The sequence below is a fragment of the Streptomyces sp. CNZ287 genome (assembly GCF_007827615.1).
Genome location: NZ_VISV01000025.1, coordinates 67,585 through 90,615, shown reverse-complemented (window position 1 = coordinate 90,615; position 23,031 = coordinate 67,585). Strand labels below are relative to the sequence as shown.

General features: G+C 73.7%; 24 protein-coding genes. 18 read left to right on the top strand and 6 right to left on the bottom strand.

What is annotated here, in order from left to right; translation table 11 throughout:
• Positions 1 to 82 precede the first annotated feature (82 nt).
• Entirely contained in the window at positions 83 to 1,081 is a 999-nt protein-coding gene (locus tag FB457_RS32010) for a GNAT family N-acetyltransferase (protein ID WP_253911560.1), read from the top strand.
• A gap of 23 nt (positions 1,082 to 1,104) precedes the next feature.
• On the opposite strand, the gene FB457_RS32005 is transcribed toward FB457_RS32010, so the two are convergent.
• A complete protein-coding gene (locus FB457_RS32005; RefSeq protein WP_047019603.1) occupies positions 1,105 to 1,938 on the bottom strand; it encodes a helix-turn-helix domain-containing protein in 834 nt (277 codons plus the stop codon).
• Between the two features lie 103 nt (positions 1,939 to 2,041).
• On the opposite strand from FB457_RS32005, the gene FB457_RS32000 reads away from it, so the two are divergent.
• From FB457_RS32000 to FB457_RS31990, 3 genes are all read left to right on the top strand, one after another.
• Positions 2,042 to 2,809 carry an SDR family oxidoreductase gene (locus FB457_RS32000; RefSeq protein ID WP_047019604.1) on the top strand — a complete coding sequence of 256 codons (768 nt, stop codon included), beginning with the start codon at positions 2,042 to 2,044 and terminating at the stop codon, positions 2,807 to 2,809.
• Positions 2,810 to 2,867: 58 nt separating this feature from the next.
• Complete coding sequence (locus tag FB457_RS31995) at positions 2,868 to 3,278, top strand: GatB/YqeY domain-containing protein (protein ID WP_047019605.1); 411 nt, start codon at positions 2,868 to 2,870, stop codon at positions 3,276 to 3,278.
• A 125-nt stretch (positions 3,279 to 3,403) separates the two neighbouring features.
• Positions 3,404 to 3,655, top strand: a complete 252-nt coding sequence (locus tag FB457_RS31990; protein ID WP_145784119.1) for a hypothetical protein — start codon at positions 3,404 to 3,406, stop codon at positions 3,653 to 3,655.
• Between the two features lie 17 nt (positions 3,656 to 3,672).
• Here FB457_RS31990 and FB457_RS31985 read toward each other — a convergent pair whose 3' ends face one another.
• Positions 3,673 to 5,232: a carboxylesterase/lipase family protein gene (locus tag FB457_RS31985; protein WP_047019607.1), complete on the bottom strand. Its 1,560-nt coding sequence runs from the start codon at positions 5,230 to 5,232 to the stop codon at positions 3,673 to 3,675.
• 270 nt (positions 5,233 to 5,502) lie between these two features.
• Between FB457_RS31985 and FB457_RS31980 the strand changes: the two genes are divergently transcribed.
• On the top strand, positions 5,503 to 6,063 hold the full coding sequence (locus tag FB457_RS31980) for a hypothetical protein (protein ID WP_047019608.1): 561 nt from the start codon (positions 5,503 to 5,505) through the stop codon (positions 6,061 to 6,063).
• A 153-nt stretch (positions 6,064 to 6,216) separates the two neighbouring features.
• On the opposite strand, the gene FB457_RS31975 is transcribed toward FB457_RS31980, so the two are convergent.
• On the bottom strand, positions 6,217 to 7,023 hold the full coding sequence (locus tag FB457_RS31975; protein ID WP_145784117.1) for a TrmH family RNA methyltransferase: 807 nt from the start codon (positions 7,021 to 7,023) through the stop codon (positions 6,217 to 6,219).
• Between the two features lie 247 nt (positions 7,024 to 7,270).
• On the opposite strand from FB457_RS31975, the gene FB457_RS31970 reads away from it, so the two are divergent.
• From FB457_RS31970 to tpg, 4 genes are all read left to right on the top strand, one after another.
• The gene (locus FB457_RS31970) at positions 7,271 to 7,486 is read left to right on the top strand and encodes a hypothetical protein (RefSeq protein ID WP_145784116.1); all 216 of its coding nucleotides are present in this window, start codon (positions 7,271 to 7,273) and stop codon (positions 7,484 to 7,486) included.
• 160 nt (positions 7,487 to 7,646) lie between these two features.
• Positions 7,647 to 8,303 carry a hypothetical protein gene (locus FB457_RS31965; RefSeq protein ID WP_047019611.1) on the top strand — a complete coding sequence of 219 codons (657 nt, stop codon included), beginning with the start codon at positions 7,647 to 7,649 and terminating at the stop codon, positions 8,301 to 8,303.
• Positions 8,304 to 8,470: 167 nt separating this feature from the next.
• Entirely contained in the window at positions 8,471 to 10,555 is a 2,085-nt protein-coding gene (tap, locus tag FB457_RS31960; RefSeq protein ID WP_078898582.1) for a telomere-associated protein Tap, read from the top strand.
• A 3-nt stretch (positions 10,556 to 10,558) separates the two neighbouring features.
• On the top strand, positions 10,559 to 11,116 hold the full coding sequence (gene tpg / locus FB457_RS31955; RefSeq protein ID WP_047019612.1) for a telomere-protecting terminal protein Tpg: 558 nt from the start codon (positions 10,559 to 10,561) through the stop codon (positions 11,114 to 11,116).
• A gap of 44 nt (positions 11,117 to 11,160) precedes the next feature.
• On the opposite strand, the gene FB457_RS31950 is transcribed toward tpg, so the two are convergent.
• Positions 11,161 to 11,628, bottom strand: coding sequence for a MarR family winged helix-turn-helix transcriptional regulator (locus tag FB457_RS31950; RefSeq protein ID WP_047019613.1), 468 nt, complete (start codon positions 11,626 to 11,628; stop codon positions 11,161 to 11,163).
• Between the two features lie 296 nt (positions 11,629 to 11,924).
• On the opposite strand from FB457_RS31950, the gene FB457_RS31945 reads away from it, so the two are divergent.
• From FB457_RS31945 to FB457_RS31925, 5 genes are all read left to right on the top strand, one after another.
• Positions 11,925 to 12,581 carry a hydrolase gene (locus FB457_RS31945; protein ID WP_047019614.1) on the top strand — a complete coding sequence of 219 codons (657 nt, stop codon included), beginning with the start codon at positions 11,925 to 11,927 and terminating at the stop codon, positions 12,579 to 12,581.
• Between the two features lie 134 nt (positions 12,582 to 12,715).
• Complete coding sequence (locus FB457_RS31940) at positions 12,716 to 13,024, top strand: GNAT family N-acetyltransferase (RefSeq protein ID WP_047020665.1); 309 nt, start codon at positions 12,716 to 12,718, stop codon at positions 13,022 to 13,024.
• 29 nt (positions 13,025 to 13,053) lie between these two features.
• Positions 13,054 to 13,476 (top strand): (4Fe-4S)-binding protein, encoded by a 423-nt coding sequence (locus tag FB457_RS31935; protein ID WP_047019615.1) that lies wholly within the window; start codon positions 13,054 to 13,056, stop codon positions 13,474 to 13,476.
• A gap of 93 nt (positions 13,477 to 13,569) precedes the next feature.
• Entirely contained in the window at positions 13,570 to 13,884 is a 315-nt protein-coding gene (locus FB457_RS31930; protein ID WP_486589213.1) for a Rossmann-fold NAD(P)-binding domain-containing protein, read from the top strand.
• Between the two features lie 114 nt (positions 13,885 to 13,998).
• On the top strand, positions 13,999 to 15,297 hold the full coding sequence (locus tag FB457_RS31925) for a glutaminase (protein WP_145784113.1): 1,299 nt from the start codon (positions 13,999 to 14,001) through the stop codon (positions 15,295 to 15,297).
• A 12-nt stretch (positions 15,298 to 15,309) separates the two neighbouring features.
• On the opposite strand, the gene FB457_RS31920 is transcribed toward FB457_RS31925, so the two are convergent.
• Entirely contained in the window at positions 15,310 to 15,999 is a 690-nt protein-coding gene (locus FB457_RS31920; RefSeq protein ID WP_047019618.1) for a hypothetical protein, read from the bottom strand.
• A gap of 109 nt (positions 16,000 to 16,108) precedes the next feature.
• Positions 16,109 to 17,122, bottom strand: a complete 1,014-nt coding sequence (locus FB457_RS31915; protein ID WP_486589214.1) for an acetylxylan esterase — start codon at positions 17,120 to 17,122, stop codon at positions 16,109 to 16,111.
• Between the two features lie 221 nt (positions 17,123 to 17,343).
• Between FB457_RS31915 and FB457_RS31910 the strand changes: the two genes are divergently transcribed.
• From FB457_RS31910 to FB457_RS31895, 4 genes are read left to right on the top strand one after another with little or no spacing between them, the layout of a single operon-like run.
• The gene (locus FB457_RS31910) at positions 17,344 to 18,411 is read left to right on the top strand and encodes a LacI family DNA-binding transcriptional regulator (protein WP_047019619.1); all 1,068 of its coding nucleotides are present in this window, start codon (positions 17,344 to 17,346) and stop codon (positions 18,409 to 18,411) included.
• Positions 18,408 to 20,009 (top strand): FAD-dependent oxidoreductase, encoded by a 1,602-nt coding sequence (locus FB457_RS31905; RefSeq protein WP_222439528.1) that lies wholly within the window; start codon positions 18,408 to 18,410, stop codon positions 20,007 to 20,009. Before FB457_RS31910 ends, FB457_RS31905 begins: the two co-directional genes overlap by 4 nt.
• 18 nt (positions 20,010 to 20,027) lie before the next feature.
• Positions 20,028 to 22,001: an ABC transporter substrate-binding protein gene (locus tag FB457_RS31900; RefSeq protein ID WP_145784109.1), complete on the top strand. Its 1,974-nt coding sequence runs from the start codon at positions 20,028 to 20,030 to the stop codon at positions 21,999 to 22,001.
• Between the two features lie 30 nt (positions 22,002 to 22,031).
• On the top strand, positions 22,032 to 23,024 hold the full coding sequence (locus FB457_RS31895) for an ABC transporter permease (RefSeq protein WP_107086184.1): 993 nt from the start codon (positions 22,032 to 22,034) through the stop codon (positions 23,022 to 23,024).
• The last annotated feature ends 7 nt before the right edge of the window (positions 23,025 to 23,031 follow it).

The window sequence follows — 23,031 nt, the reverse complement described above, 5'->3', positions numbered from 1 at the left end:
GCCCCCATCGATAACCGTCGGGTTATGGCACGTTCCGGGATCGGCCGTTGTTCGCGGGGCGGAGCGGGGCGAGGCTGGAGCCATGAGTTCACCGGTGGAGATCGCCGTCGTACGCGACGCCGCGCCGGCCGCCGCCGCGTGGCGCGCGGTCGTCGCCGCCGCGAGGGCGGCGGACCTGCCCGGCGTGCCCGCGCCGGTACGGGAAGAGGTCCTCGCCGGACTGCGGGGGGACGCCCACGCCGGCGGCACGATGCCGCCGGCGTGGGCGGCCACGGGGGCGGAGGGCGAGGTGACGGCCGTCGCGGGGGTGCGGCCGGCCTCGCCCGGCCCGGCCCGTACGGCCGCGGACCTCCAGCTCTACGTCCACCCCGCCGCCCGCCGCCGCGGCACCGGCACCCTGATGCTGGCGGCCGTCGCCGCCGCGGCCCGGGAGGGCGGCTGGTCCGCCCTGCGGGCGGCCGCCCCGGCGTGCACGCCCGCCGACGTCTTCTGCCTGCGCCACGGCTTCGTCCGCGAGCGCGTCGTCCACCATCTGCTGCTGCCGCTGGCCGAGGTGCACCGCGCCTGGCTGGCCGAACTGGTCTACGCCGACCACCCGGGCTACCGCCTCACCACCTGGTACGCCCCCGCCATCCCCGCGTCCGGCCCGCCCGAGCCCCGTACCGGAGGTGCGCCGGCCGCCGCCGAGGACCCCGGTGGGCTCGCCGCGGCCGTCCCCGGCTTCGCCTTCGGCACCGGCTCCGGCGTGCCGGAGCCCGGCAGCGGCCGGCTGCTGACGGTGGCCGCCCTGCACACCGGCACGGGCGCCGTCGCGGGCTACACCGAAGTGCTCATCCCGCCCGCCCCCGCTCCGCGTGCCCAGCACTGCCACCTGGCGGTCGTGCCCGCCCACCGCCGCCGCGGCCTGGGCCGCTGGATCACCGCCGAGCTGCTGCGCCGGCTGCACGCCGAGCATCCGCAGGTCAGCGAGGTGGAGACCGCGGCGGCCGACGGCGACGGCGCGATCCTCGCCCTCGGCGAGCAGCTCGGCTTCCGCCCGTACCGCCGCACCCACGACTACCGGCTGCACCTGCCCGGCTGAGCCAGGACCCGGTGCCGGACGGTTCAGCCGGGGCCGGGACCAGGGGCGGCGGCGAGCGAGCCGAGGAGCGCGAGCGCCTCGGCGCCGGGTGAGCCGGGCTCCGCGTGGTAGACGACCAGCTCCTGCCCCGGGGCGGCGCGTACGCCGAACGCCTGCATCGTCAGCGTCAGCGGACCCACGGCGGGGTGCGCGAAGCGCTTGTGCTCCAGCGCCTTGCCGCGGGCGTCGTGCCGCGCCCACAGCTCCGCGAACTCCGGGCTCGACTCCAGCAGTCCGGCGAGCACCTGCCGCACCCGCGGGTCGCCGGGGGCCGCGCCGTGCCCGAGGCGGAAGCCGGCGACGGAGTTGCGCGCCACGTCGTGCCAGTCGCGGTAGAAGGAGCGGGCCGCGGGGTCGGTGAACACGACCTCCATGAGGTTGCGCGAGTGGGACCAGCCGAGGAAGAGCGCGTCCGCGATGGCGTTCGAGGCGAGCACGTCATAGGCGCGGTTGTGGACGACCGCCGGGTTGTGCGGCCAGGCGTCCATGAGGGCAAGCAGGCTCGGCTCCACCCGGTCCGGCACCGCCGCGGCGCGGGCGCGCGGTCCGAGCCCCGCCAGCCGGAACAGGTGCAGCCTGCCGTCCTCGTCCAGCCGCAGCGCGGCGGCGAGCGCGTCGAGCACCTGCGCGGAGGGTGACCGCTCCCGGCCCTGCTCCAGCCGTACGTAGTAGTCGGCGCTCACCCCCGCCAGCAGGGCGACCTCCTCGCGCCGCAGCCCCGGCACCCGGCGTTCCCCCGTGACCGGGAGGTTCGCCGCGGCCGGGGTGACGCCGGCGCGGCGCGCGGTGAGGAAGGCGCCCAGCTCGGTACGTGCCATGCCGCCATGCTACGCACGGCGCCCGCCGGCGTGCCTGGGTGCGCCGCACCCAGGAGGACACCGCCTCTCCCGCAGGCGCCGCGGCCGGCCCAGCCTCGTAGCCATGACCACACAGCACGCAGAGCAGACCCCCGCCGTCCCGAAGACCGTCCTCGTCACCGGCGCCAGCAGCGGCATCGGCGAGGCCGTCGCCGCCCGGCTCGCCGCCGAGGGCCACCGGGTGGTGGCCGGCGCCCGCCGCACCGACCGCCTGAAGGCCCTGGCGGAGCGCACCGCCGCCGCCGCTGCCCGTACCGGCGGTGCGCTGGAGCCCGTACGGCTCGACGTGACGGACCGGGCGGACGTCGAGGACTTCGTCTCCGGCGCCCGCGCCCGCCACGGCCGCGTCGACGTGTTCGTCGCCAACGCCGGGGTGATGCCGCTGTCGCGGCTGGACTCCCTCCTCGTCGACGAGTGGGACCGCATGATCGACGTGAACGTCCGCGGGCTGCTCCACGGCATCGCCGCGGCGCTGCCCGTGTTCGGCGCCCAGGGCTCCGGGCACTTCGTCACGGTCGCCAGCGTCGGCGCCCACGAGGTCGTCCCCACCAGCGCCGTGTACTCCGCCACCAAGCACGCGGCCTGGGCGATCACCGAGGGCCTGCGGCAGGAGGCCGACCCCTCGGTACGGGTGACGACCGTCTCGCCCGGCGTCGTCACCTCCGAGCTCGCCGGCACCATCACCGACCCCGGCGCCGCCGAGGCCATGCGCACCTACCGCGCGCACGCGATCGCCCCGGACGCCATCGCCGCGGCCGTCTCGTACGCCCTGTCCCAGCCGCCGGAGGTGGACGTCAACGAGATCGTCGTGCGCCCGGCCCACCAGCGCTGACCGGGAGCCGATCCGGGGCAGGCCCGCCGGCCGGCGGGGGGACCGGTAGGTTGGGCACATGACAGCGGCAGCGGCGGGACCGCCCACGGACCCGGGGACGACCGAGGACGCGCAGGCACTGCGGTCCCTCATGCGCGCGGACCTCCGCGCCGCGATGAAGGCACGCAGGCGCGAAACCGTCTCCGCGCTGCGCACGGCGCTGGCCGCCATCGACAACGCCGAAGCCGTCGAGGCCCCCGCCGCCCCGGCGGACGAGGGGAGCGAGCACGTCGCCGGCGCCCGGTCCGGCGTCGGCTCGGCGGAGGCGGCCCGCCGGGTGCTCTCCGCAGGCGACGTACGCGCCCTGCTGCAGGCGCAGATCACCGAGCGCCGTGCCGAGGCCGGGGTCTACGAGAGCGCCGGCCGGGCCGAGGCCGCGGACCGGCTGCGCCGCGAAGCCGACGCGCTCGCCGCGTACCTGACCCCGTAGCAAGCCCGCCTCCGCCCTGCCCCGGGGACCAACGGGCCCCGGCGGCAGGGGAGTTCGGTTCGGCCGATGTCAGTGCCCCTCGGCAGAATGAGGGCGTACGACACGTCCGACGAACGGAGGCGACGATGGCGGACGACACCGCCGAGGTGACCGCGGCCCAGGCATACCGCCGGCTGGTGCGCAGCGTGCAGGCGGCGATGGCCGAGCCCGGCGGGTCCGGGCCGGCCGCGGCGGTGCTGGCGGGGCCGCTGGCCGACGCCGACCGGGCGCTGGCCGCGGCCGGCCTGGCCGGGAACGAGCCGCGGTTCTTCGCCGTCGTACGCAGCGTGACGGCGATCCCCGCCCCCGCCCCGGCGTCCGGCACCGCATCGACGTAGCACGCGGGCCGCGGAGGTCACCGGCCGTTCCAGAAGCCGCACCGGTGGTCGGCCGCGAACGGGGTGGGCGCGATGGCGCCGTCGGCCAGCCCGAGCACCGTGGTCCTGCCCTGCGCCCGTACCGGACGCCACCGGGGCAGACCGGCGCGGTTGGGGTCGCCGCGGTGGGCGAAGGCGGCCCAGTAGCCGGTCATCGCGGCGGTCAGGTCCTCGGGGCCGGGCTCCGCCCACGGCAGGCCGAACAGGTAGGGCAGATCAGAGCCGTGGTGCGCGCCGTAGGGGAAGCCGTCGACCACCGTGCCGCTGTCCTGGACCAGTTCGTACGCGTACACGGGCGCGTGCCGGGCGGCGGACGTGGCGGTGGCCAGCGTCGGGCAGGCACCGATCCGGGCGCCCCGGTCGGTCAGCAGCCGCGACAGCGCGAGCACCGGGCTCGGGTCGCCTGCGGCCGGGTAGCGCCGCAGCACGGCCGGGGCGTCGTCGCCGAACGTCCGGGTGACGACGTCGGCGTAGCCTCGCGCGGTGAGCGGGCGGCCGCCGAGGTCGTACGCGTCCGGGACGAAGGAACGCATCTCGTCACGGGTGCTGCCGATGAGCAGCGGGACCCCGGCCGCCGAGCCGCGCCGCAGCGCCGTCCCCGGCTGCCGCGGCAGGAACGGCGTGCCCGCGACCGGCCCCCAGGCGTCGTCGGTGGTCGTACCGGTGACCGGTGCCCTCATCTCCCCCAGCGCGGTGAGCAGGTCGGCGACCGGCGCGCGGCGCAGGCAGGCCGCGACGTCCGCGGCCCCGGCGCAGCCGGCGTCACGCGCCGCCCGCGCACCCCTGGCGTCGGCGGCGGCCTTGGTGAGGACCGGGTTGGCGCAGGCGCCGCTCTGCACGACCGCCCGCTGGAAGAGGCCGCGGGAGGCGGGCGCGGCCAGGTGTGCGCAGACGCTACGGGCACCGGCCGACTGCCCGGCCAGCGTGACGCGCCCGGGATCGCCGCCGAACGCCGCGGCGTTGGCCCGGACCCAGCCAAGCGCCCGGGACTGGTCCATCAGCCCGTGGTTGCCCGAGACGCCGCCCGGGTCGTCCAGCGCCGGATGGGAGAGGAACCCCAGCACGCCGAGGCGGTAGTTGACGCTCACCACGATCACATCGCCGGTGGCGGCGAGCCGGGCGGCGTCGTAGTCGGATCCGGCGCCGGTGGTCAGGCCGCCGCCGTGCAGCCAGACGATCACGGGCAGCGGCCCGGACCGCTCCGGCCGCAGCGGCGCGGTGACGTCGGCGTACAGGCAGTCCTCCCCGCCGCCGGAGGGCTGCGCGCACCGCTGCCCCGCCACGCCGGCGTCGCGGACACCGGACCACGGGCGCGGCGGCCGGGGCGCACGCCAGCGCAGTTCGCCGACCGGCGGCCGCGCGTACGGCACGCCCCGGAACCGCAGGACGCCGCCGTCGCGCACGCCGCGCAGCAGCCCTCCGTCCACCCGTACCAGAGCGGGATCGGGTGCTTCGGCGGCGGCGGCCGGAACGGCGACCGGGGAGAGCACGGAGACGACGGCCAGACAGAGCGAGGTGACACGGGCACGTGAGGACATGCCCCACAGCCTCGGCCGCGCCGCGCCCGCCCGCGTCCCCCGCCGGGCGTCTTCGCGGCTACTCCCCGTGGCGTAGCCGCCCGCCTGCGGGACCCCTCCCGGGCGCGGGGCCGCAGAGTAGGAGCCGGCAGGCCGCCGGGCGGCGCCCGTACGGGACCGGACCGCCGGCATCCCGCACCGCTCTCCGTGACCACGGCCTTCCGCTCACCCGGACGCCGCCTCCACCGCGGCCTGCGCCGACGACGTCGGCATCGAGGAAGGGACGGCACCATGAAGACGATCGCCCGTTTCGCCACGACGTCCGTGCTGGCGCTCATCGCGGTCCTCGGCCTCGCCGCCTGCGAGGACGACTCCAGCCGGGGCAAGGAGGACGCCGCCAAGCAGAGCAACTACGACGCCCTGGTGGCGAACCAGCCGGCGGGGAAGATGACCTACTCGCCGACCCGCGAGGCCATCAACGAGTGGGTGAAGACCTGGGGCAGGCGCGGCAAGCTGTCGTACGTCTACATCCAGAACGGCAAGGGCGAGTACGGGTACTTCGTCATGAAGGGCCTGCCCGTGCCCCGCTGCAAGAAGCTCACGCCGACCGAGGCGGTGGACTCCTCGTCGCACGGCAAGGTCGTGGTGGCGCAGCCCGGCATGGACGGCACGTACGACTCGGGCTCGGCGTGCAACGCCTACTTCGGCTTCGACGCGACGACGGGCGCTTACGTGGAGTTCACGGTCGGGATGAACCAGTCGTTCTTCCTCTTCGACCAGCCCATGAAGATGCCGGAGTACGCGGACGCCACGCAGCTCGGCCCGACGTCGGCGGAGGACGTCGAGGACTGACACGGGACGGGCACCCGAACCGCTCCGGCGCATCGTGAACCGATGGCCGGCCCGGCAACCTGATCCGGATCGCCGAGTACGGGTAGGCGGACGCCGCACCGGCCCGGGCGGCGGCCGGCCCGCGGCGTCCGGGCCGGAGCGCGGCGTCCGCGTTCACCCGTTCCCGCCGTGCCTGCGGGCCTCGTACAGCATGATCGACGCGGCCACCCCGATGTTCAGCGAGTCGACCGTGCCCACCATGGGAATGCGCACCCGCCGGGACGCCCGGGCCAGCAGGTCCTCCGGCAGCCCCTCCCGCTCGCTGCCGAGCAGGAACGCGAGCGGCGGATCGTACGCGGCGCTCCAGTGCTCCTCGTCCGCGGAACCCGACGTGGCCACCACGGCGACACCCTGCTCCTCGGCCCAGGAGAAGAACTCCCCGGCGTCGGGGGCGTGCACGACGTCGACGGCGAACAGAGATCCCATGCTGGCCTTGACGGCCGCCGGAGCGTACGGGTCCACGGTGTCCCCGATCAGGATCACCCCGGCCCCGCCCACCGCGTCCGCGGTGCGGATGATCGTGCCGAGATTGCCCGGGTTGGCGATGCGGTCCAGGGCGACGAAGACCGACCCGGGCCGCGTGCTCAGGCTGTCCAGCCCGCCGTCCCGGCTGCGCAGGACGGCGGCGATGCCACTGGGCCCGTCGCGGTCGACGAGCCGCCGGAACAGCTCCGCTTCCAGCCGGGCCACGGCCACACCCGCCCGCTCCTGCTCCTCCACCATGCGCAGCGCACCCTGATGCGTGAGCAATCCGGGCGCGACGAGCAGCGTCTCGACCTCCCACCCCGCCTCGACGGCGGACCACACCGGCTGCAGCCCCTCGACGACGAACGCCCCCTCACGCCGCCGGTGCTTACGGCCCGCGAGCAGCTTCACCCGCTTCGCGAGCGGGTTGGCGGCGCTGCTGATGGTGTCGGTCATGACGCTCTTTCGTGGTCGCGGGTCCGGGTGAGGGTACCGAAGCGGGCGGGAGGCGCCAAAACGGCCTCACGAGGAAAGTCCCGCGCCGGAATCCGGCCCTCTCACCTGCCTCTTCACGGCTGATTGCAGGGGAATAAGCGGGCACCCGCTTTCCCGGCCGGAACGCTTATCCGGCTGAACGCGGGCCCTTGTTCTTCTTGATTCAGCCAGGGCGGCACCGGGCCGCCCTCCGGATCCAGGAGGATTCATGCGCAGGACTGGTGCTCTCGCCGCCGCGCTGTCGTCGGCGGCGCTGCTCGGCTTCACCGCGCTCGCCGCCGCACCCGCGGCCGAGGGCAGGGGCGGTGACGAGATGCCGTACGGCGTGGACCTGCGGATGCACGACGACGGCTCGGTGTCGGTCGTGGCGCTGACGGAGGACGACATCGACGACGAGAGCGGCCACTGGCACTCCGTCGGATAGCCCTCCCGCCGAGCGGCCCCCGGCGCCCACCCGGCGCCGGGGGCCGCGCCCCGCCGGGAGGCCGAGTCGCCTGTCACACGGTGCGCACGCATCATGGAAAAGAGCATCCGTCCCGGTACCCGTACCCGGTACCCGCGGCCACCGGCAGCGAGGAGATGTCGTGCACGAGAAGCTGCTCCGCAGGGGAGGCGGCCGGCTCACCCATCGCCCCGACGACCGGCCCTCCGCAGCCGCCCCGGCCCGCCCGGTGGAACTCGTCCTCGACCCGGCGAAGGTACGTGGCCTCGGCGAAGGCACACTCGGCGCGCACGACGAGGCCGCACTCGCCCGGGAAGTGGCGGAGCTGCTGCCCCACGGCTGGGACCTGCCCTACAAGCTGAAGGCGGCGCTCCAGGACGTCATCGCACACCTCGGCAGCGAAGCCGACCTGATCAGATGGCTGGACACCTTCCCCGGCCGTCCCCGCGTGACGGCACGGATCTACGTCTTCCTCGGCCTGCTGGACCGGTACGGCGACGCGCCGGAGGTGGTCGAAGCCCTGCGGGAAGCCCGCATCCGGAAGCCGTACCCGGAAGGTCTGCGCGACGTCCTCGTGCCGCAGACCGACTCGGAGACCCTGCCCGACCTGGGCTACCGGGTCGAGGCGGCCCTCACGGACGGGAAGGTGGAGCGGGCCGCGGAACTGGCGCTCGCCATCGCCGGCTGGCTGCGCCGGTCGCTCACCGGCCCCGTAGCCGAACTGATGGGCCACGCCGGGGAGGACATCGCGCAGGCGGCCGGCGAGGCGGCGGCTCCCCGGAGTCCGGCGGGCCCGTGACGGCCGGTCAGGCCGTCCGTCCGCCCATGCAGAGTGCCGGGAAGCGCGGCCTGCGCGCGGTCCGGGAGCAGGCCGCGGCGTACGCACCCTGCCGCCCTGGACGGGCGCTGCATCGGCGTCCGCCGCATCGGCCGCCGGGGGAACGGCGTTCGTTCGCCGAACCGCGCATGTGGCGTACGCTGCCGGGCGTGAGTCAGGGAGACAAGGCCCGCTTCGACGCGGTGGACGCGCTGGTGGCGCGGTCGCGGGCGCTGCCGCCGCCGGGGGAGCGGCGCCGGCTGCGGATGGCGCACGGTCTGACGCAGCAGGAGGTCGCCGACGCGCTGGGCGTACGGCGGGCGACGGTGGGCGCGTGGGAGAGCGATGAACCCGGCCGCCGAACGGAACCGCGCCCGCCCGAACGCGACGCCTACGCCCGGCTCCTGGACCGGCTCGCCGAGCTGTACCCGCCGCCCGCCCCCGACGCGCCGACCGCACCGGAGTCTCCCGCCGCGCCCCCGGCACGCCGGACCGTCCCGGCGCCTCCCCGGCCCGCGGACTCCGCGGCTGCGGCGCCGCGGACGCGGCCGTCCGTACGGGAGCCCGCGCCCACCGCCGCGCCGGCGGGGGAGGGGCGCTACCCGTCCGGCCCGCTGGCCGTGCTCGACGGCGCCGGCCTCGCCCACCTCGCCGACGGCCGCACGGCGCCCTGCCCCGCCGGCTCGGTCGCGGAGCTGGTCGACTGGGCTCTGCGGGCCGGGCTCGGCGCCGAGCGCCTGCACCGGCACGGGCAGGACGCCGACCCCCTGGTCGTGCTCACCGAAGCCGCCGCCGAGCGGCTCGGGTTGCCGCCCCGGCTGGACAACCGCGCCTTCGACGACGGGATGCGCCTCGCGGAGGACCACCCGGTGGTACGCGAGATCCTGGCCGCCGGCTGGAAGCTGACCCGCCGCGGGTTCGGCCCGTGGCCGCGGATCTACCGCCCCGCCGAGCACGGCCGCCGCCGCTGCGTGCAACTCGCCGTCCTCGGCTGGGACGCGCTGGAGGACCGCGCCTGGCCCGGCGCAGGCCAGGTGCCCCCCGGCGAGCTGGCGCGGATGCTCGGCACGTACGCGGCCCGGGTGCTCACGCCCCGCGGCTCCACCGCGGTCACCGGTCTGGAGCTGATGACCGCGCTGCGCCCGCCGACCCGCCCCGTCCGCGACGGTGCCGCCTGGACCCCGGGACCCGTACCCGGATCGCTCACCGCCCCGGTCGACCCCGCCCCGCCGGAGGCCCCGGAGGAGCATCCGGTCGCCGAAGGCCGCCCGGCGGGGCAGGAACTGGACGAGGAGGCGTACGACTGGGTGCGCCCCTGCGGGTTCACCGACGCCGAGTGCGCGCTGCCGTACGTGCTCGGCCTGGACGTCAACATGGCGTTCGCCGCGGCGGCGAACCGGCTGACCGTGGGCCTGGGCGCCCCGGTCCACACCGACGGGCCCCGCTTCGACAAGAAGGTCCCCGGGGCCTGGTACGTCGACCTCTCCCACGTCGAGCTGGACCCCCGCCTGCCGTCGCCGTTCACCCCCAGCGGCGACCGTCCCTCCGGCCCCGCCTGGTACGCCACGCCCACCGTCGCCTACGCCGTCGAACTCGGCCACGACGTCGCGCCGCTGGAGGCGTGGCTGCGCCCGGAGGCCGGCGCGTACCTGGACCCCTGGTACGAGCGGCTGCGCGACGCGTACCTGGCCACGATGGCCGACCTCGGCGTGACCAAGGACCTCACCGAAGCCGGCTACCTGGCCGCGATGGCCGGCCACAAGGACGTCGACCCGGCCGCCGCCGCGGTCCTGTCCGCGATCAAGGCGACCGTCAAGGGCGGCATCGGCAAGCTCCGCGAACGCGCCCAGGGCAAGGCGAGGTTCCGTACGAACCAGCGGTGGCCCGCCCTGGAACGGCCGACCTGGCGGCCGGACATCCGGGCCGCGGTCATCGCCACCGCCCGGGTCAACATGCACCGCAAGATGCTCAAGATGGCCACCCACGGCCGCTACCCGGTCGCGGTCCTCTCCGACTGCGTCGTCTACCCCGCCCCCACCCCGTCACCGCTGGACCTGCTGCCCCGTACCCCCGACGGCAGGCCGGCCCCCGGCGTCTTCCGCCTGGGCGTCAGCCCCGGCATGACCAAGCTCGAAGGCGTACGGGACCTGTGGTGGGCCGCCGAGGTCATCGAAGAGCACTACAACCCGGCCCGGCACATCAAGGACGACCCCACCCGCGACGGGGAGGAGTGAGCGGTGGCGACGATCGGCGAGTCCCTCGAAGCGGCGCTTCAGGCCACCGCGACCCGCCCCATCCCGGTGAGCCCGCAGGCCCGGATGCGGTTCCTGGTACGCGCCGAGCGGGGCTCCACCCGCCGCGCCGCGCAGCGCCTCGGCTGCTCCCGGCGCCAGGTCGAGCGCTATCTCGCCGGGCAGGCCAAACGTCCCACCCCGCGCCTGGCCGCCGCGCTGGAGCGCGAGGTCCGCAAGAGCTGGCAGCCCCGCGTACGTGCCCGCGCGATCCGGCAGGCCGCCCAGCGCGGCGCCATCGTGGAGACCCGCGCCCGGTTCGGCTTCACCGCCGCCCCCGGCTCCACCGACGACCCCCGCATGCGCCGCATCACCGAACAGCTCCCCCCGGACATCACCGCCCGGCTCCTCGCCCAGCACGCCGCGGGCGCCGACGAGGCCGAACTGCGCGACCTCCTCGGCGCCGGCCTGGGCCACGCGTACTTCCAGGACCGCGGCCGCCGCGCGGCGGGCCTGGAGGTGACGGTCACCGACATCGACCACCTCGACGTCGACCTGAGCTGAGCCGAGCCTCCCGCCTCGTCGGCGGCAGCCGGCGGTCCGGCCCGTCAGCCGGGCTGCTTCTCCATATGGGCGAGGAGGCGGTCCGAGATCCGGGCGAGCGTGGCGAGTTCCTCCTCGGTGAGGGCGTTGATGAAGAGCCGGCGGACGTGTGCGACGTGTAGCGGTGCGGCTTCCTCGATCGCCTCGTAGCCCGCGGGGGTGGCGACGATGAACGCCCCGCGTCCGTCGTCGGGACAGTCCTCCTTGCTCACCAGGCCGCGTTTCATCATCCGCCCGACCTGGTGGGACATACGGCTCTTCTCCCACTCCACCAGCTTCGTCAGGTCCATGAAGCGCATCCGCCCCTCGCCGCTCTCGGTGAGCTTGACCAGCACGGTGTAGTCGGCGGCGGACATGCCGGAGTCGGCCTGTACCCGGCGGGAGAGCCGTCCGATGAGCTTCTCCTGCATCCGGATGAAACTCTCCCAGGCAGCGGTCTGCTCCGGGGTCAGCCAGCGAGGCGTTGCGTCCATGGGGGGAGCGTAACGAGGCCGCCGAGAGGTCTTCCATCCGGCGGACACGGCCCATTTCGCATCGATGCGCAGAACGTCCGGTGCGCCGCGAGCGCCGGCGTCTTGCAGTTCGCCTCGGCAACTTCCCGCGCCCCGGGCGAGGGTCGGCAAGTCGACTTCTCAGACGTTTAGTTGACGCCTCAACGATTAATCCCTAGCGTAGGTGATGCGTCAACCAAATGGGCGGAAGGCCGCCATCCGGTCGGCCCCCGTTCTGTCTGACGTCCGCGAACGCGCAGCTTCAGAGGGGAACTCCCATGAGCACCGAGAACAAGGCCGGACTCGACGCGCTGCTGACGCCCGAGGAGAGCGTCCTCGTGCTGATCGACCACCAGCCGTTCCAGTTCGCAAACCTGAACAGCCACGAGCCGACGATGGTCGTCAATAACGTCGTCGGCCTCGCCAAGGCCGCGAAGGTGTTCGGTGTCCCGACCATTCTGACCACCGTGCTGGAGGAGCGCGGCGGCCTTCTCCTCCAGGGTGTGCAGGACGTGTTCCCCGAGCAGAAGCCGGTCAACAGGACCTTCATCAACACCTGGCAGGACGAGCGCGTGGTGGAGGCCGTCAGGGCGACCGGGCGCAAGAAGCTGATCATCGCCGGGCTCTGGACGGAGATCTGCGTGGCGATGCCCGCCATACAGGCCGCTGGCGAGGGCTTCGAGGTCTTCGTCGTCACCGACGCCTCGGGCGGCGTCTCGAAGGAGGCGCACGACATGGCCGTGCGTCGCATGGTCCAGGCGGGCGTGGTGCCGATCACCTGGCTGGCCGTGATGGGAGAGTGGCAGCGCGACTGGGCCCGCGAGAAGACCGTCGCGGGTGCCGCCGAGGTCCAGGCGCAGCACGGCGGTGCCAGCGGCGTGGCCTTCGCCTGGGAGCTTCAGCTCCTCGCCACGCCCACCGGAAGCGAGGGCTGACGTCTGCGCGGCGGCCGTCGCCGCCGCGTGGTGGAGCCGGCGGGCGTTACACTCGCTCGTGATGCAAGTTGATGCATCAACTGGATGCGGTCCGTGCGGGCCACCGCCCGCGCGGAACGAACATGGAGGAACACGTGTCAGTGGAAGTGAGTGACGCCCCCGAGTCCAACCGGTACGAGGCCCGGGTCGACGGTGAGTCCGAGGTGGCGGGCGTCGCGGCCTACATCCGTACGCAGGAACTCATCGCGTTCGTGCACACCGAGGTCTCGCCGGAGTACGAGGGCAGGGGTGTCGGGTCGGCGCTGGCCCGCACCGCCCTCGACGAGGCGCGCGCCGCGAACCTGCGGGTGCTGGCCACCTGCCCGTTCTTCGCGGGGTGGATCGCCCGCCACCCCGAGTACAAGGACCTGCTGTATCAGTCCCGCAGCAGGGTCAGCGACTGAGCACCGGGCATGGCAGCGAGGGAGGCGGCATGAGCAGCAAGACCCAGAAGAGGGCCTACGAGGGCAAGTCGATCACCGTGACCTTCGAGGCCGGGCGCTGCCTGCACGCCGCCGAATGCGTCCGCGGCCTGCCGGAGGTCTTCGACCCGGACGCGCGCCCGTGGATCCGGCCGGACGGTGCCGGGGCCGAGCGGCTGGCCGAAGTGGTGCGGCGCTGTCCCTCGGGCGCGCTGCAGTACGACCTGGTGGACGGAGACGCGGAGGCCCCGGACCGGCCCACGCACGTCGCGCGCAACTCCGCCGGGCAGGTCCTCGTACGCGGCGAGCTGAGCCTGGACACCGCGGCGGGCCCGCGGGCGGAGACCAGGGCCGTTCTCTGTGGCTGCGGGCAGAGCGCTCATCAGCCCTACTGCGACCACGGTGGTCCCTGCGGCCGGACGGCAACGGACTGACTGCGCCCGTCCACACGCACCTACCCGGAACGACCGGGAGCCGGGCTGCCGGTGGCCGGAAAAGCCCGCAGGACCGACCCGGACGGAGCATCGATGGCAGAATCCTGGCGGGAACGTGACCTCGGCGAGGAGGTCGCGTACTACTTCGCCGTCAAGAAGGAAGCGGACATCGCGCTCAGCCGCAGTGGGCTGAACTGGCTGATTCTCCGTCCCTCACTCCTCGTCGACGGCCCGGGAACCGGCGCCGTGTCCCTCGGTCCTGCGGAGTTCCACGGCCGGATCCCCCGCGACGACGTCGCCGCCACCCTGGCCGAACTGCTTCACGAGCCCCGTATCGGCCGGCAGATCCTCGAACTCAACGAGGGTTCCACGCCGATCGAAGACGCGGTACGGGCGAATGTCCGCTGACCAGGCGGCCCTCCCACGCCGACGTGAGGCGTGGCGCACGGAGCGACGTGGTGGTTCGGTGAGACGCCGCAAGGTCACGGCGGAGAATTTCCCCATCGGCACGGAGGAGCACGCATGCGGTCAGTCATTCCCGACTATCTGACCGAGGCACTCGGAGACGTCGAGTCGGACACTTCCGGAGTGCAGGCGGGATACATCCCCGAACTCGCGGCGGCGGACCCCGAGCGCCTCGGCGCGGTCTTCGCCACCGTCGACGGCAAGGTCTACGGCGCCGGCGACGTCGATACCGAGTTCACGATCCAGTCGATCTCCAAGCCGTTCACGTACGCGCTGGCACTGGCCGATCGCGGCTTCGACCGGGTGCTCGCCAAGGTCGGCGTCGAGCCGTCGGGTGAGGCGTTCAACCAGATCTCCCTCGAAAGCGATACCGGGCGCCCGCTCAATCCCATGATCAACGCCGGTGCGATCACCACCCACGCGCTGGCCGGCGAGGAGGACATGGATCCGGCGGCGCGCGTGGAGCGCGTGGTCAGGGGGCTCTCGGCGTTCGCCGGCCGTCGGCTGCGGATCGACGAGGCCGTGTGCGTGTCGGAGATGGAGCACGCACACCGCAACCTCGCCATCGCCCACATGCTCCGCAGCCACGGCGTCCTGACCGAGGACCCGGACGCCGTCGTCGACGGCTACACCCGCCAGTGCGCCGTGCTCGTCACCGCGCGAGACCTGGCCATGATGGCGGCGACGCTGGCCAACCGCGGCGTGAATCCCCTCTCGGGTGAGCAGGTGGTCAGCGAACCGGTGGTGCGGCAGGTGCTGAGCGTCATGTTCACCTGCGGGATGTACGACGCGGCCGGTGACTGGGCGACCCAGGTCGGCATTCCGGCGAAGAGCGGCGTGGCCGGGGGCCTGATCGGCGCGCTCCCCGGCCAGATCGGCATCGCCACCTTCTCGCCACGACTGGACCAGCACGGGAACAGCGTGCGCGGGGTGTCGCTCTTCGAACGCTTCTCCTCCGACATGGGCATGCACGTGATGCAGGTCCCGCCCCCGGCGCGTGCGGTCGTGCGATCCAGCCACGTCGCCGGCAGCGGTCCGAGCGCGGTCCGGGTCCTCCAACTGCAAGGCGGGATCGGCTTCTCCGGAGCGGAGCGAGTCGTCAGGGAAACCGTGGACTCGCCACCCGCGGAGGCCGGAGTGGCCTTGGACCTCACGAGGGTCTACTCGATCGATGACGTGGCACGGCGCATGCTGCTGGAGATCGTGCGCCGGCTCACGCTGGACGGCCACGAGGTCTACCTCGTCGACCCGGAATCGGTCATGCCGGACCCCGACCCCGGAGACGGCGGCCGGGTCACCGTCGTGGGCACCGTGGACCAGGCCGTGATCTCACCGCACAGGGCAACCCGGCGCTGAACGCCCCGGGGATCAGCCGACGGGTCCGCCGACCGCGGTGAAGGCGTACGAGACCGCGAAGGGCCCGTACCCGTACGAGACCGTGATCCTGTCGCCGTGGCCCGCGTCCACCGCGCTCAGGTCGAGGGCCGCGCGGAACATCCTCGCGTTCCGCGCGGCCTGCGTCACGGTCAGCGGCACCACGGCCCGATCACCCACCCGAACCTCGACCGAGCCGCGGTCGGCGGAGGCCGCGTCCAGGTTCAGCGGTGCCCGCAGCTCCACCGTCACCTTCGCGTGCCGGGGCACCACCCGGGCGGCGGCGCCACCGCGGGTACGGACCTCGATGCCGGTCTGATCGGCGGCGCGCCAGGCGAGCGAGGCGTTCCAGGCGCTGTTGAACGCCACCCAGCCCTCGGTGTGGCCGATGTTCCCCTGGTCCGGGTTGAAGGGGTAGTGGCCGTTCTTGGGGCTGCCGTCGAGGACGCCGGGCAGATCCTCCAGCAGTCCCGCACCGCCGCGGTACTCGGAGAACCAGCCGCGCTCCACGCCCTCGAAGCCGGCAGTGCCGCTGGGCGCGTCGTACGAGGCATGCCGCCCGGTGGGGTTGCGGCCGAAGATGTTGTCGACGTGCGCCGCCGCGATCTCGCGCAACCGCCCGGCCAGCGGGTCGTCGCCGAGCAGCCGGGCCGCGGCGAGCGCCGGCGCGGCGAAGCCGGCCACGTTGCCGGTCTCGTTGGGGTCGTCGGCGATATGCGCTGCCGCGCTCGGCCGCCGTCCGCGCGGGCGCGCCGAACCCGGCCGGCTCGGACAGGGGTCTCCGGCCGGAGCGTCAGGCCCGCGCCAGGAACCGGCGCTGGGCGGCGAGGAGGTCCGCTTCCTCCGCCGCCTCGCCGGGGTGCGGGAAGTGGCCCGCGGTGAGCACGTGCAGCTCCTTCGGCCCCGGCAGGGCGTTGTACACGGCGAACTGTCCCGGCGGCGGGACGGCCGGGTCGAAGAGCGCGGCTGCGACGTGGACCGGAATGCCGATGTGCCGCGCCGCGGTGGCGGCGTCGAAGTACGCCAGCACCCCCGCGACCTCCGGATGCGCGGCATGGTGCCGCCGGACCGACTCGCCGCTCCCGGTGCACGGCAGCGTCAGCCGCAGCGGATGGTTGCCGAAACTGGGCACGGTCAGCACGGCGGCCGCGAACCGCTCGTCCCACGGCAGCGCCAGCGCCCCGATGCCGCCGCCGAAGCTCGCCCCCGCGTACGTGAGCCGCCGCATCGACGCGGGTACGAGTTCCGCGAGCGCCGTCGCCGCGCACCACACGTCGGCGGCGCAGCCTCCGTGCACGTACGACCGCCGGGAACCGATGCCGTGCAGGACGTGCGCGGCGGCGCCGGACGGCAGGTCCGGCTGCCGGCTGCGTGCGCCCTGGCCGCGCAGGCACGGCCAGATGGCCGCCGTGCCCGGCGGCAGCAACTCCGGCTCGGGGCCCTCCCGGCCGCCGTAGCCGTGCGTCACGACGCAGCCCTGGCGCACCTGCCCGTCCGCCGGCAGCGTCACCCAGCCGCCGATGCGGCGCCCGCCGAGCGAGGTGTACGCGACCTCGTGCACCGCCACCGCTTGCGCTCCGCCGGTGGTCGCCGTGCGGCTACGGAGCCGGGGCGCGACCCGCGTGCCGCGGGCCTCGGCGTACAGGGCGCGCCAGAACTCCCCGAAGCCGGAGGGGGCTTCGGGGGCGGGCACGGAGAGCAGCCGGTCCAGGTCGTAGCCGTACGCGGGGTCGAAGGGGAAGTCGTGTGCCAGGCCGGCCGCCTGCTCGCGCGGGCGGTGGCCGCGACCGCCGCCGTCCGTCCCCACCACCCACGCCTCCCGCCCGGCACCGCCGTTCGCCCCAAGGTACCCGGGCGATCCGCACCGGCGAGGGGCGCGGTCCTCAAATCCGGGAAACCTCCCGGAAATTCGTTCGCCACCGCCTGTTGACGGGGTCATGTCCCGCTCCTATGGTCGCTGCTACGAAACAGCAAGAGGGGCTCAAGTCCTGCTAATCCGCTGCTGATACGTAACAGCAAGGGGTTCCTTTGTCAGTCAAACGCCGTCGCGGGGCACCGACCCAGGCAGACGTCGCCCGCCGTGCGGGCGTGTCGCAGGCGACCGTCTCCGCCGTCGTGAACGGTCGTGCCACCGACCACCGGATACCCGTCGAGACGGAGGAACTGGTCCGCCAGGCCGTCCGCGACCTCGGCTACGCGGCCAATCCCGCCGCCCGCAGCCTCAAGGGCAAGCGCAACCGGATGATCGGGGTGCACACCTTCGAGTCGGTTTTCCCGATCGCCAGCCGCGACTTCTACCACGAGTTCCTGGTCGGAGTGGAGGAACAGGCCGTCGCCGAGGGCCACGACCTGGTGCTGTTCACCTCCACGGAGGGCCCCGACGGTCAGCGTCAGCTCTACAGCGACGGCTCGAACCGGCTCAACGTCGCCGACGGCAGCGTGCTGCTCGGCGTCGCGCACGACCACTCCGACCTCGCCCGCCTCAGCCGGGAGGGCTACCCCTTCGTCCATATCGGCCGCCGCGACGTGCCGGGCGCCGACATCGCCTGGGTCAGCGCCGACTACGCCGAGGCGACCCGCGACGCCGTCGCCCGGCTGGTCTCGCTGGGCCACCGCCGGGTCGGCTACCTCGGCATCACACACAGGGTCGAGGCCGTCGTCGACCGCGAGGCCGGCTACCGCACGGCCTGCGCGGACGCCGGCATCCCGCAGCTCCCGGTGCTGATGAACGCCGGGGACCTCACGCAGGAGTGGTTCGACCTCGCCCTGGCATCCGGGATGACCGCGTTCGTCGCCGAGGACGAGTCGTTCGCCGGCCGCATCGCCGGCTTCGCCGCCGCCCGGGACCTGGCGATACCCGCGCGGCTCTCGCTCGTCGTGCTCCGCGGTACGGAGACGGGCCCGTACCCCGGGACCGGCTGGAGCTGCGTGGAGATCCCCCGCCGGGAGATCGGCCGCGAGGCCGTGCGGCTGCTCCTGCGCCTGCTCGACACCCCCGACGCGCCGCGAGAGGACCAGATCCTGCTCTCCTGCACGCCGCCCGGCGGGGAGACCGTCGCCGTGGCCCCGGCGGGCGCTCCGGGAGGAGAGGCATGACGGAGCTGCGCACCGACATAGCCGTCGTCGGGGGTGGGCTCGGCGGCGTGGCCGCCGCCCTGGCCGCCGCCCGCTCGGGCCTCAGGGTCCTCCTCACCGAGGAGTACGACTGGGTCGGCGGCCAGTTGACCGTCCAGGGCACGCCGCCCGACGAGCACCCCTGGATCGAGCAGTTCGGCTGCACCGCGAGTTACCGCCGGCTCCGGGACGGGATCCGCGACTACTACCGGCACTGGTACCCGCTGTCGGCGGCGGCGCGCCGGCGACCGGCCCTCAACCCCGGCGCCGGCCGGGTGAGCGCGCTGTGCGCGGAGCCGAGCGCGGCGCACGCCGTGCTGCGGGCCATGCTCGCGCCGCACCGGGCGAGCGGCCTGCTGGACCTGCGGCTCGGGCACCGCCCCGTCGCGGCGACCACCGACGGCGACGCCGTCACCAGCGTGACGCTGCGCGACCTCGGCTCCGGCGAGGACGTCACGGTGACCGCCGCGTACTTCCTGGACGCCACGGAGACCGGCGAACTGCTGCCGCTCACCGGCACCGAGTACGTCACGGGGTTCGAGTCGCAGGCCGACACCGGGGAGCCCAGCGCCCCCGCGCGGCGGCAGCCGCTCAACATGCAGGCCGCCTCCTGGTGCTTCGCCGTCGAGCACCGGGCCGGTGAGGACCATACCATCGACAAGCCCGACGACTACGGCTTCTGGCGCGACTACCGCCCCCCGTACTGGCCCGACCGGATGTTCAGCATGGTCGCGCCCAAGCCGCAGACGCTGCGGCCGGCGACCCGCGTGCTGATCCCCGACCCCGCGCCGGGCGAACCCGCCCTGCAGGGCCTGGCGGGCGACCTCGACCTGTGGGCCTTCCGCCGCGTCCTCGCCCGCTCCTCGTTCGAGGACGGCGCGCTCGCCGGCGACGTCGTCATCGTCAACTGGCCGATGATCGACTACGTCGAGGGGCCGCTGTACGAGGTCGAGCCCGCGGCGGCCGCGCGCCACCTGGCCGGCGCACGGCAGATGAGCCTCTCCTTCCTCTACTGGATGCAGACGGAGATGCCGCGCCCCGACGGGAGTACCGGGCTGCCCGGACTGCGGCTGCGCGGCGACGTCGTGGGCACGGCGGACGGGCTGTGCATGGGCCCGTACATCCGCGAATCCCGGCGCATCCGGGCCGTGTACACGGTGACGGAGCAGGACGTGTCCCTCGCGATACGGGGTGATCGCGGGGCGGTCGCGTACGAGGACTCGGTCGGCATCGGGTCGTACCGCATCGACCTGCACCCCTCCACCGGCGGCGACAACTACATCGACGTGGCCTCCTCGCCCTTCCGTATCCCGCTGGGCGCCCTGCTGCCCGAGCGGATGTGCAACCTGCTGCCCGCCGCCAAGAACATCGGCACCACCCACCTCACCAACGGCTGCTACCGGCTGCATCCGGTCGAGTGGAACGCCGGCGAGGCCGCGGGACTCCTCGCCGCGTACTGCCTGCGCCACCGCACCACCCCGCACCAGGTCCGCGCCCAGCCCGCCCGACTCGCGGACTACCAGAGCGCGTTGACCGGCCACGGCGTCGAGATCGCCTGGCCCGACATCCGCGGTTACTGAACCCGAGGGAGCGAGAAGATGACGGGACGCATCGACAGGAGAAGGCTGCTGATGGCCGGCGGGTCACTGGTGGCGGCCGGGGCCGTCGGCGGACTCACGCTGAACGGCTGCGACTTCAGCACGGATCCGGCGGGCGGCGCGGACACGGCGCCGGTCGAGGGCAAGGGGCAGGCGCCCGAGCTGCAGCGGCTGGTCGACGAGGGGAAGCTGCCCGCGCTGCCGAAGCGGCTGCCGGCGGAGCCGCTCGTGGTCCGCCCGGTCGACCGGGCGGCGGCCTACGGCGGCACCTGGCGCAACGCGCTCATCGGCGCGGGCGACGCCGGCCGCCTCGGCTACGCCTTCGCGTACGAGAACCTGGTCCGCTGGGACCGCGACTGGAAGAAGATCATCCCCAACGTCGCGGAGTCGTTCAGCGAGAGCGAGGACGCCACGCGGGTGACGTTCAGGCTCCGCAAGGGCCTGAGGTGGTCCGACGGCGAGCCGTTCACCGCGGACGACATCGAGTTCGCCTTCCGGGACCTGATCATGAACAAGGAGATCATCCCGGACACGCCGGGCCAGTACACCGTCGGCGGCGGCCCGGCGAAGCTGCGGAAGATCGACGCGTACACCGTGGAGTTCACCTTCGCCGGGCCCAACGCCCTCTATCTGACGGGCATGGCGAACGAGGTCTACGACATGCTGACCCGGCTGCCCAAGCACTACCTCGGCCAGTTCCACCCCGACCTCAGCCCGGACGCCGAGAAGGCGGCCATTGAGCTGGACTACGCGGGCCCGATGGAACTGCTCCAGGACGCGCTCTACGCCGGCATGCTCTGGAAGGACCCGCGGCTGCCCCGGCTGCACGCCTGGCTGCCCGACGACGCCATCGGCGGCGGCACGCGCATGCGGTTCACCCGCAACCCCTACTACTTCAAGGTCGATCCGGAGGGCAACCAACTGCCCTACCTCGACGGCGTCGACTTCGCCATGGCCCAGGACGCCGAAGTGGTGCTGCTCAACGTGCTCCGGGGCGACATCGACATGATCGAGCGCAACGTCACCACCACCAAGAACAAGCCGGTGCTGGCCCGGGACCGGGCCAAGGGGCACTACCGCTTCTTCGACCTGGCGTCGGACAAGCTCAACACCCTGACGATCATGCTCAACCTCACCTGCAAGGACGAGGCGAAGCGGGAGGTCTTCGGCAGCCGCGACTTCCGCATCGGCCTCTCGTACGCCATCGACCGCCGGAAGGTCATCAAGGCGGTGCACGCCCGGCAGGGCGAGCCCTGGCAGGTCGCCCCCGCGCGCGACTCCGGCTTCTTCGACGAGGAGATGGCCAAGCAGTACACCGAGTACGACCCGGACAAGGCGAACGAGCACCTCGACCGGGCCGGTCTGCGGCGGGACGGCGACGGGCCGCGGCGCGGCCCGGACGGCGAGCCGTTCTCCTTCCGCATCCTGGTCAGCGCCGGTGCCGGGAAGCCCGAGCTGGCCGACGCGCTGGAGATCATCAAGCCCATGTGGGAGGCCGTCGGCGTACGGATGAGCGTGCAGGCGGAGGACGAGACCCTGCGCATGCAGCTCATCCAGGGCAACGGCCACGAGGCGCTCGCCTGGGACGGGGACGGCGCCCTGGACCCCGTCAGCACCCCCGCCTTCTTCATGCCGGAGTGGGGCGAGAACAACGCCTTCTGCCCCGAGTGGTTCACCTGGCTGGCCACCGGAGGACGGGAGGGCATGGAGCCGCCGGCCCACGCCAAGGAGCAGTACCGCCTCTACCACGAGGAGATCGCGGCCGAGACGGACGGGAAGCGGCGCGCGGCGACGATGAAGCAGATCCTCGCCATCGCGAAGGAGCAGTTCTACACCATCGGGATCAGCACCCCGCTGCCCGGCTACGGCGTCGTCGGCGAGACCTTCCGCAACGTGCCCGAGAAGAGCTTCTTCGCCGCCAAGTTCCCCATGCCGGGGGCCATGAACCCCGAGCAGTTCGCCATCGGCGCGTAACCGGCACACGGCTGACGGGACGGTCGAGCAGTGTTGAGCTACCTGGCACGTCGGTGCCTCTACATGATCCCCACGCTCTTCGGGATCTCCGTGGTGGCCTTCGCCATCATCCAGTTGCCCCCGGGCGACTTCCTCACCACCCTCGCCGCCCGGCTGGAGAACCAGGGCGACCGGATGGACGAGGCGCAGATGTCCGCGCTGCGCGAGCGCTACGGGCTCGGCGAGCCGGTCTACGAGCAGTACGGGAAGTGGGTCTCCGCGATCGTGCTGCACGGCGACTTCGGGGAGTCCTTCGAGTACGGGAAGTCCGTGTCCAGCCTGGTCATGGACCGGCTGCCGCTCACCGTGGTGCTCGCCGTCTCGACCCTCCTGGCGACCTGGCTGCTGGCGTTCCCCGTGGGCCTGTACTCGGCGGTGCGGCAGTACTCGGTCGGCGACTACGTGGCCACCACGGTCGGGTTCCTGGGCCTCGCCATCCCCAACTTCATGATCGCGCTGGTGCTGATGTACCTGGGCCACAGCGTCTTCGGGATGAGCGTCGGGGGGCTCTACTCGCCCGAATACGAGGACGCGGCCTGGAACCTGGGCAAGTTCCTCGACCTCCTCAGCCATCTGTGGGTGCCCGTGCTGGTACTGGGCGCGGCGGGCACCGCCGGCCTGGTGCGGGTGCTGCGCGCCAACCTCCTGGACGAACTGCGCAAGCCGTACGTCGTCGCCGCCCGGGCGCGCGGCATGCCGGAGCGCAGGCTGGTGCTGAAGTATCCGCTGCGGGTCGCGCTCAACCCGTTCGTCTCCAACGTCGGCTACGTGCTGCCGGCGCTGGTGTCGGGCGAGGTCATCGTCTCCCAGGTGCTGTCGCTGCCCACCACCGGGCCGCTGCTGCTGGGCGCGCTGCGCAGCCAGGACATGTACCTGGCCAGCTCCATCATTCTCATCGTCAGCCTGCTGACCGTGATCGGCACCCTGCTCTCCGACGTACTGCTGGCCTGGCTGGACCCACGGGTCCGGCTGGCCCAGGGATGAGGGACGA

Coding starts and splice junctions, on each gene's coding strand:
- FB457_RS32010 (WP_253911560.1), top strand. CDS start 83: ATGAGTTCACCGGTGGAGATCGCCGTCGTACGCGACGCCGCGCCGGCC.
- FB457_RS32005 (WP_047019603.1), bottom strand. CDS start 1,938: ATGGCACGTACCGAGCTGGGCGCCTTCCTCACCGCGCGCCGCGCCGGC.
- FB457_RS32000 (WP_047019604.1), top strand. CDS start 2,042: ATGACCACACAGCACGCAGAGCAGACCCCCGCCGTCCCGAAGACCGTC.
- FB457_RS31995 (WP_047019605.1), top strand. CDS start 2,868: ATGACAGCGGCAGCGGCGGGACCGCCCACGGACCCGGGGACGACCGAG.
- FB457_RS31990 (WP_145784119.1), top strand. CDS start 3,404: ATGGCGGACGACACCGCCGAGGTGACCGCGGCCCAGGCATACCGCCGG.
- FB457_RS31985 (WP_047019607.1), bottom strand. CDS start 5,232: ATGTCCTCACGTGCCCGTGTCACCTCGCTCTGTCTGGCCGTCGTCTCC.
- FB457_RS31980 (WP_047019608.1), top strand. CDS start 5,503: ATGAAGACGATCGCCCGTTTCGCCACGACGTCCGTGCTGGCGCTCATC.
- FB457_RS31975 (WP_145784117.1), bottom strand. CDS start 7,023: ATGACCGACACCATCAGCAGCGCCGCCAACCCGCTCGCGAAGCGGGTG.
- FB457_RS31970 (WP_145784116.1), top strand. CDS start 7,271: ATGCGCAGGACTGGTGCTCTCGCCGCCGCGCTGTCGTCGGCGGCGCTG.
- tap (WP_078898582.1), top strand. CDS start 8,471: ATGTGGCGTACGCTGCCGGGCGTGAGTCAGGGAGACAAGGCCCGCTTC.
- FB457_RS31950 (WP_047019613.1), bottom strand. CDS start 11,628: ATGGACGCAACGCCTCGCTGGCTGACCCCGGAGCAGACCGCTGCCTGG.
- FB457_RS31945 (WP_047019614.1), top strand. CDS start 11,925: ATGAGCACCGAGAACAAGGCCGGACTCGACGCGCTGCTGACGCCCGAG.
- FB457_RS31935 (WP_047019615.1), top strand. CDS start 13,054: ATGAGCAGCAAGACCCAGAAGAGGGCCTACGAGGGCAAGTCGATCACC.
- FB457_RS31930 (WP_486589213.1), top strand. CDS start 13,570: ATGGCAGAATCCTGGCGGGAACGTGACCTCGGCGAGGAGGTCGCGTAC.
- FB457_RS31925 (WP_145784113.1), top strand. CDS start 13,999: ATGCGGTCAGTCATTCCCGACTATCTGACCGAGGCACTCGGAGACGTC.
- FB457_RS31905 (WP_222439528.1), top strand. CDS start 18,408: ATGACGGAGCTGCGCACCGACATAGCCGTCGTCGGGGGTGGGCTCGGC.
- FB457_RS31900 (WP_145784109.1), top strand. CDS start 20,028: ATGACGGGACGCATCGACAGGAGAAGGCTGCTGATGGCCGGCGGGTCA.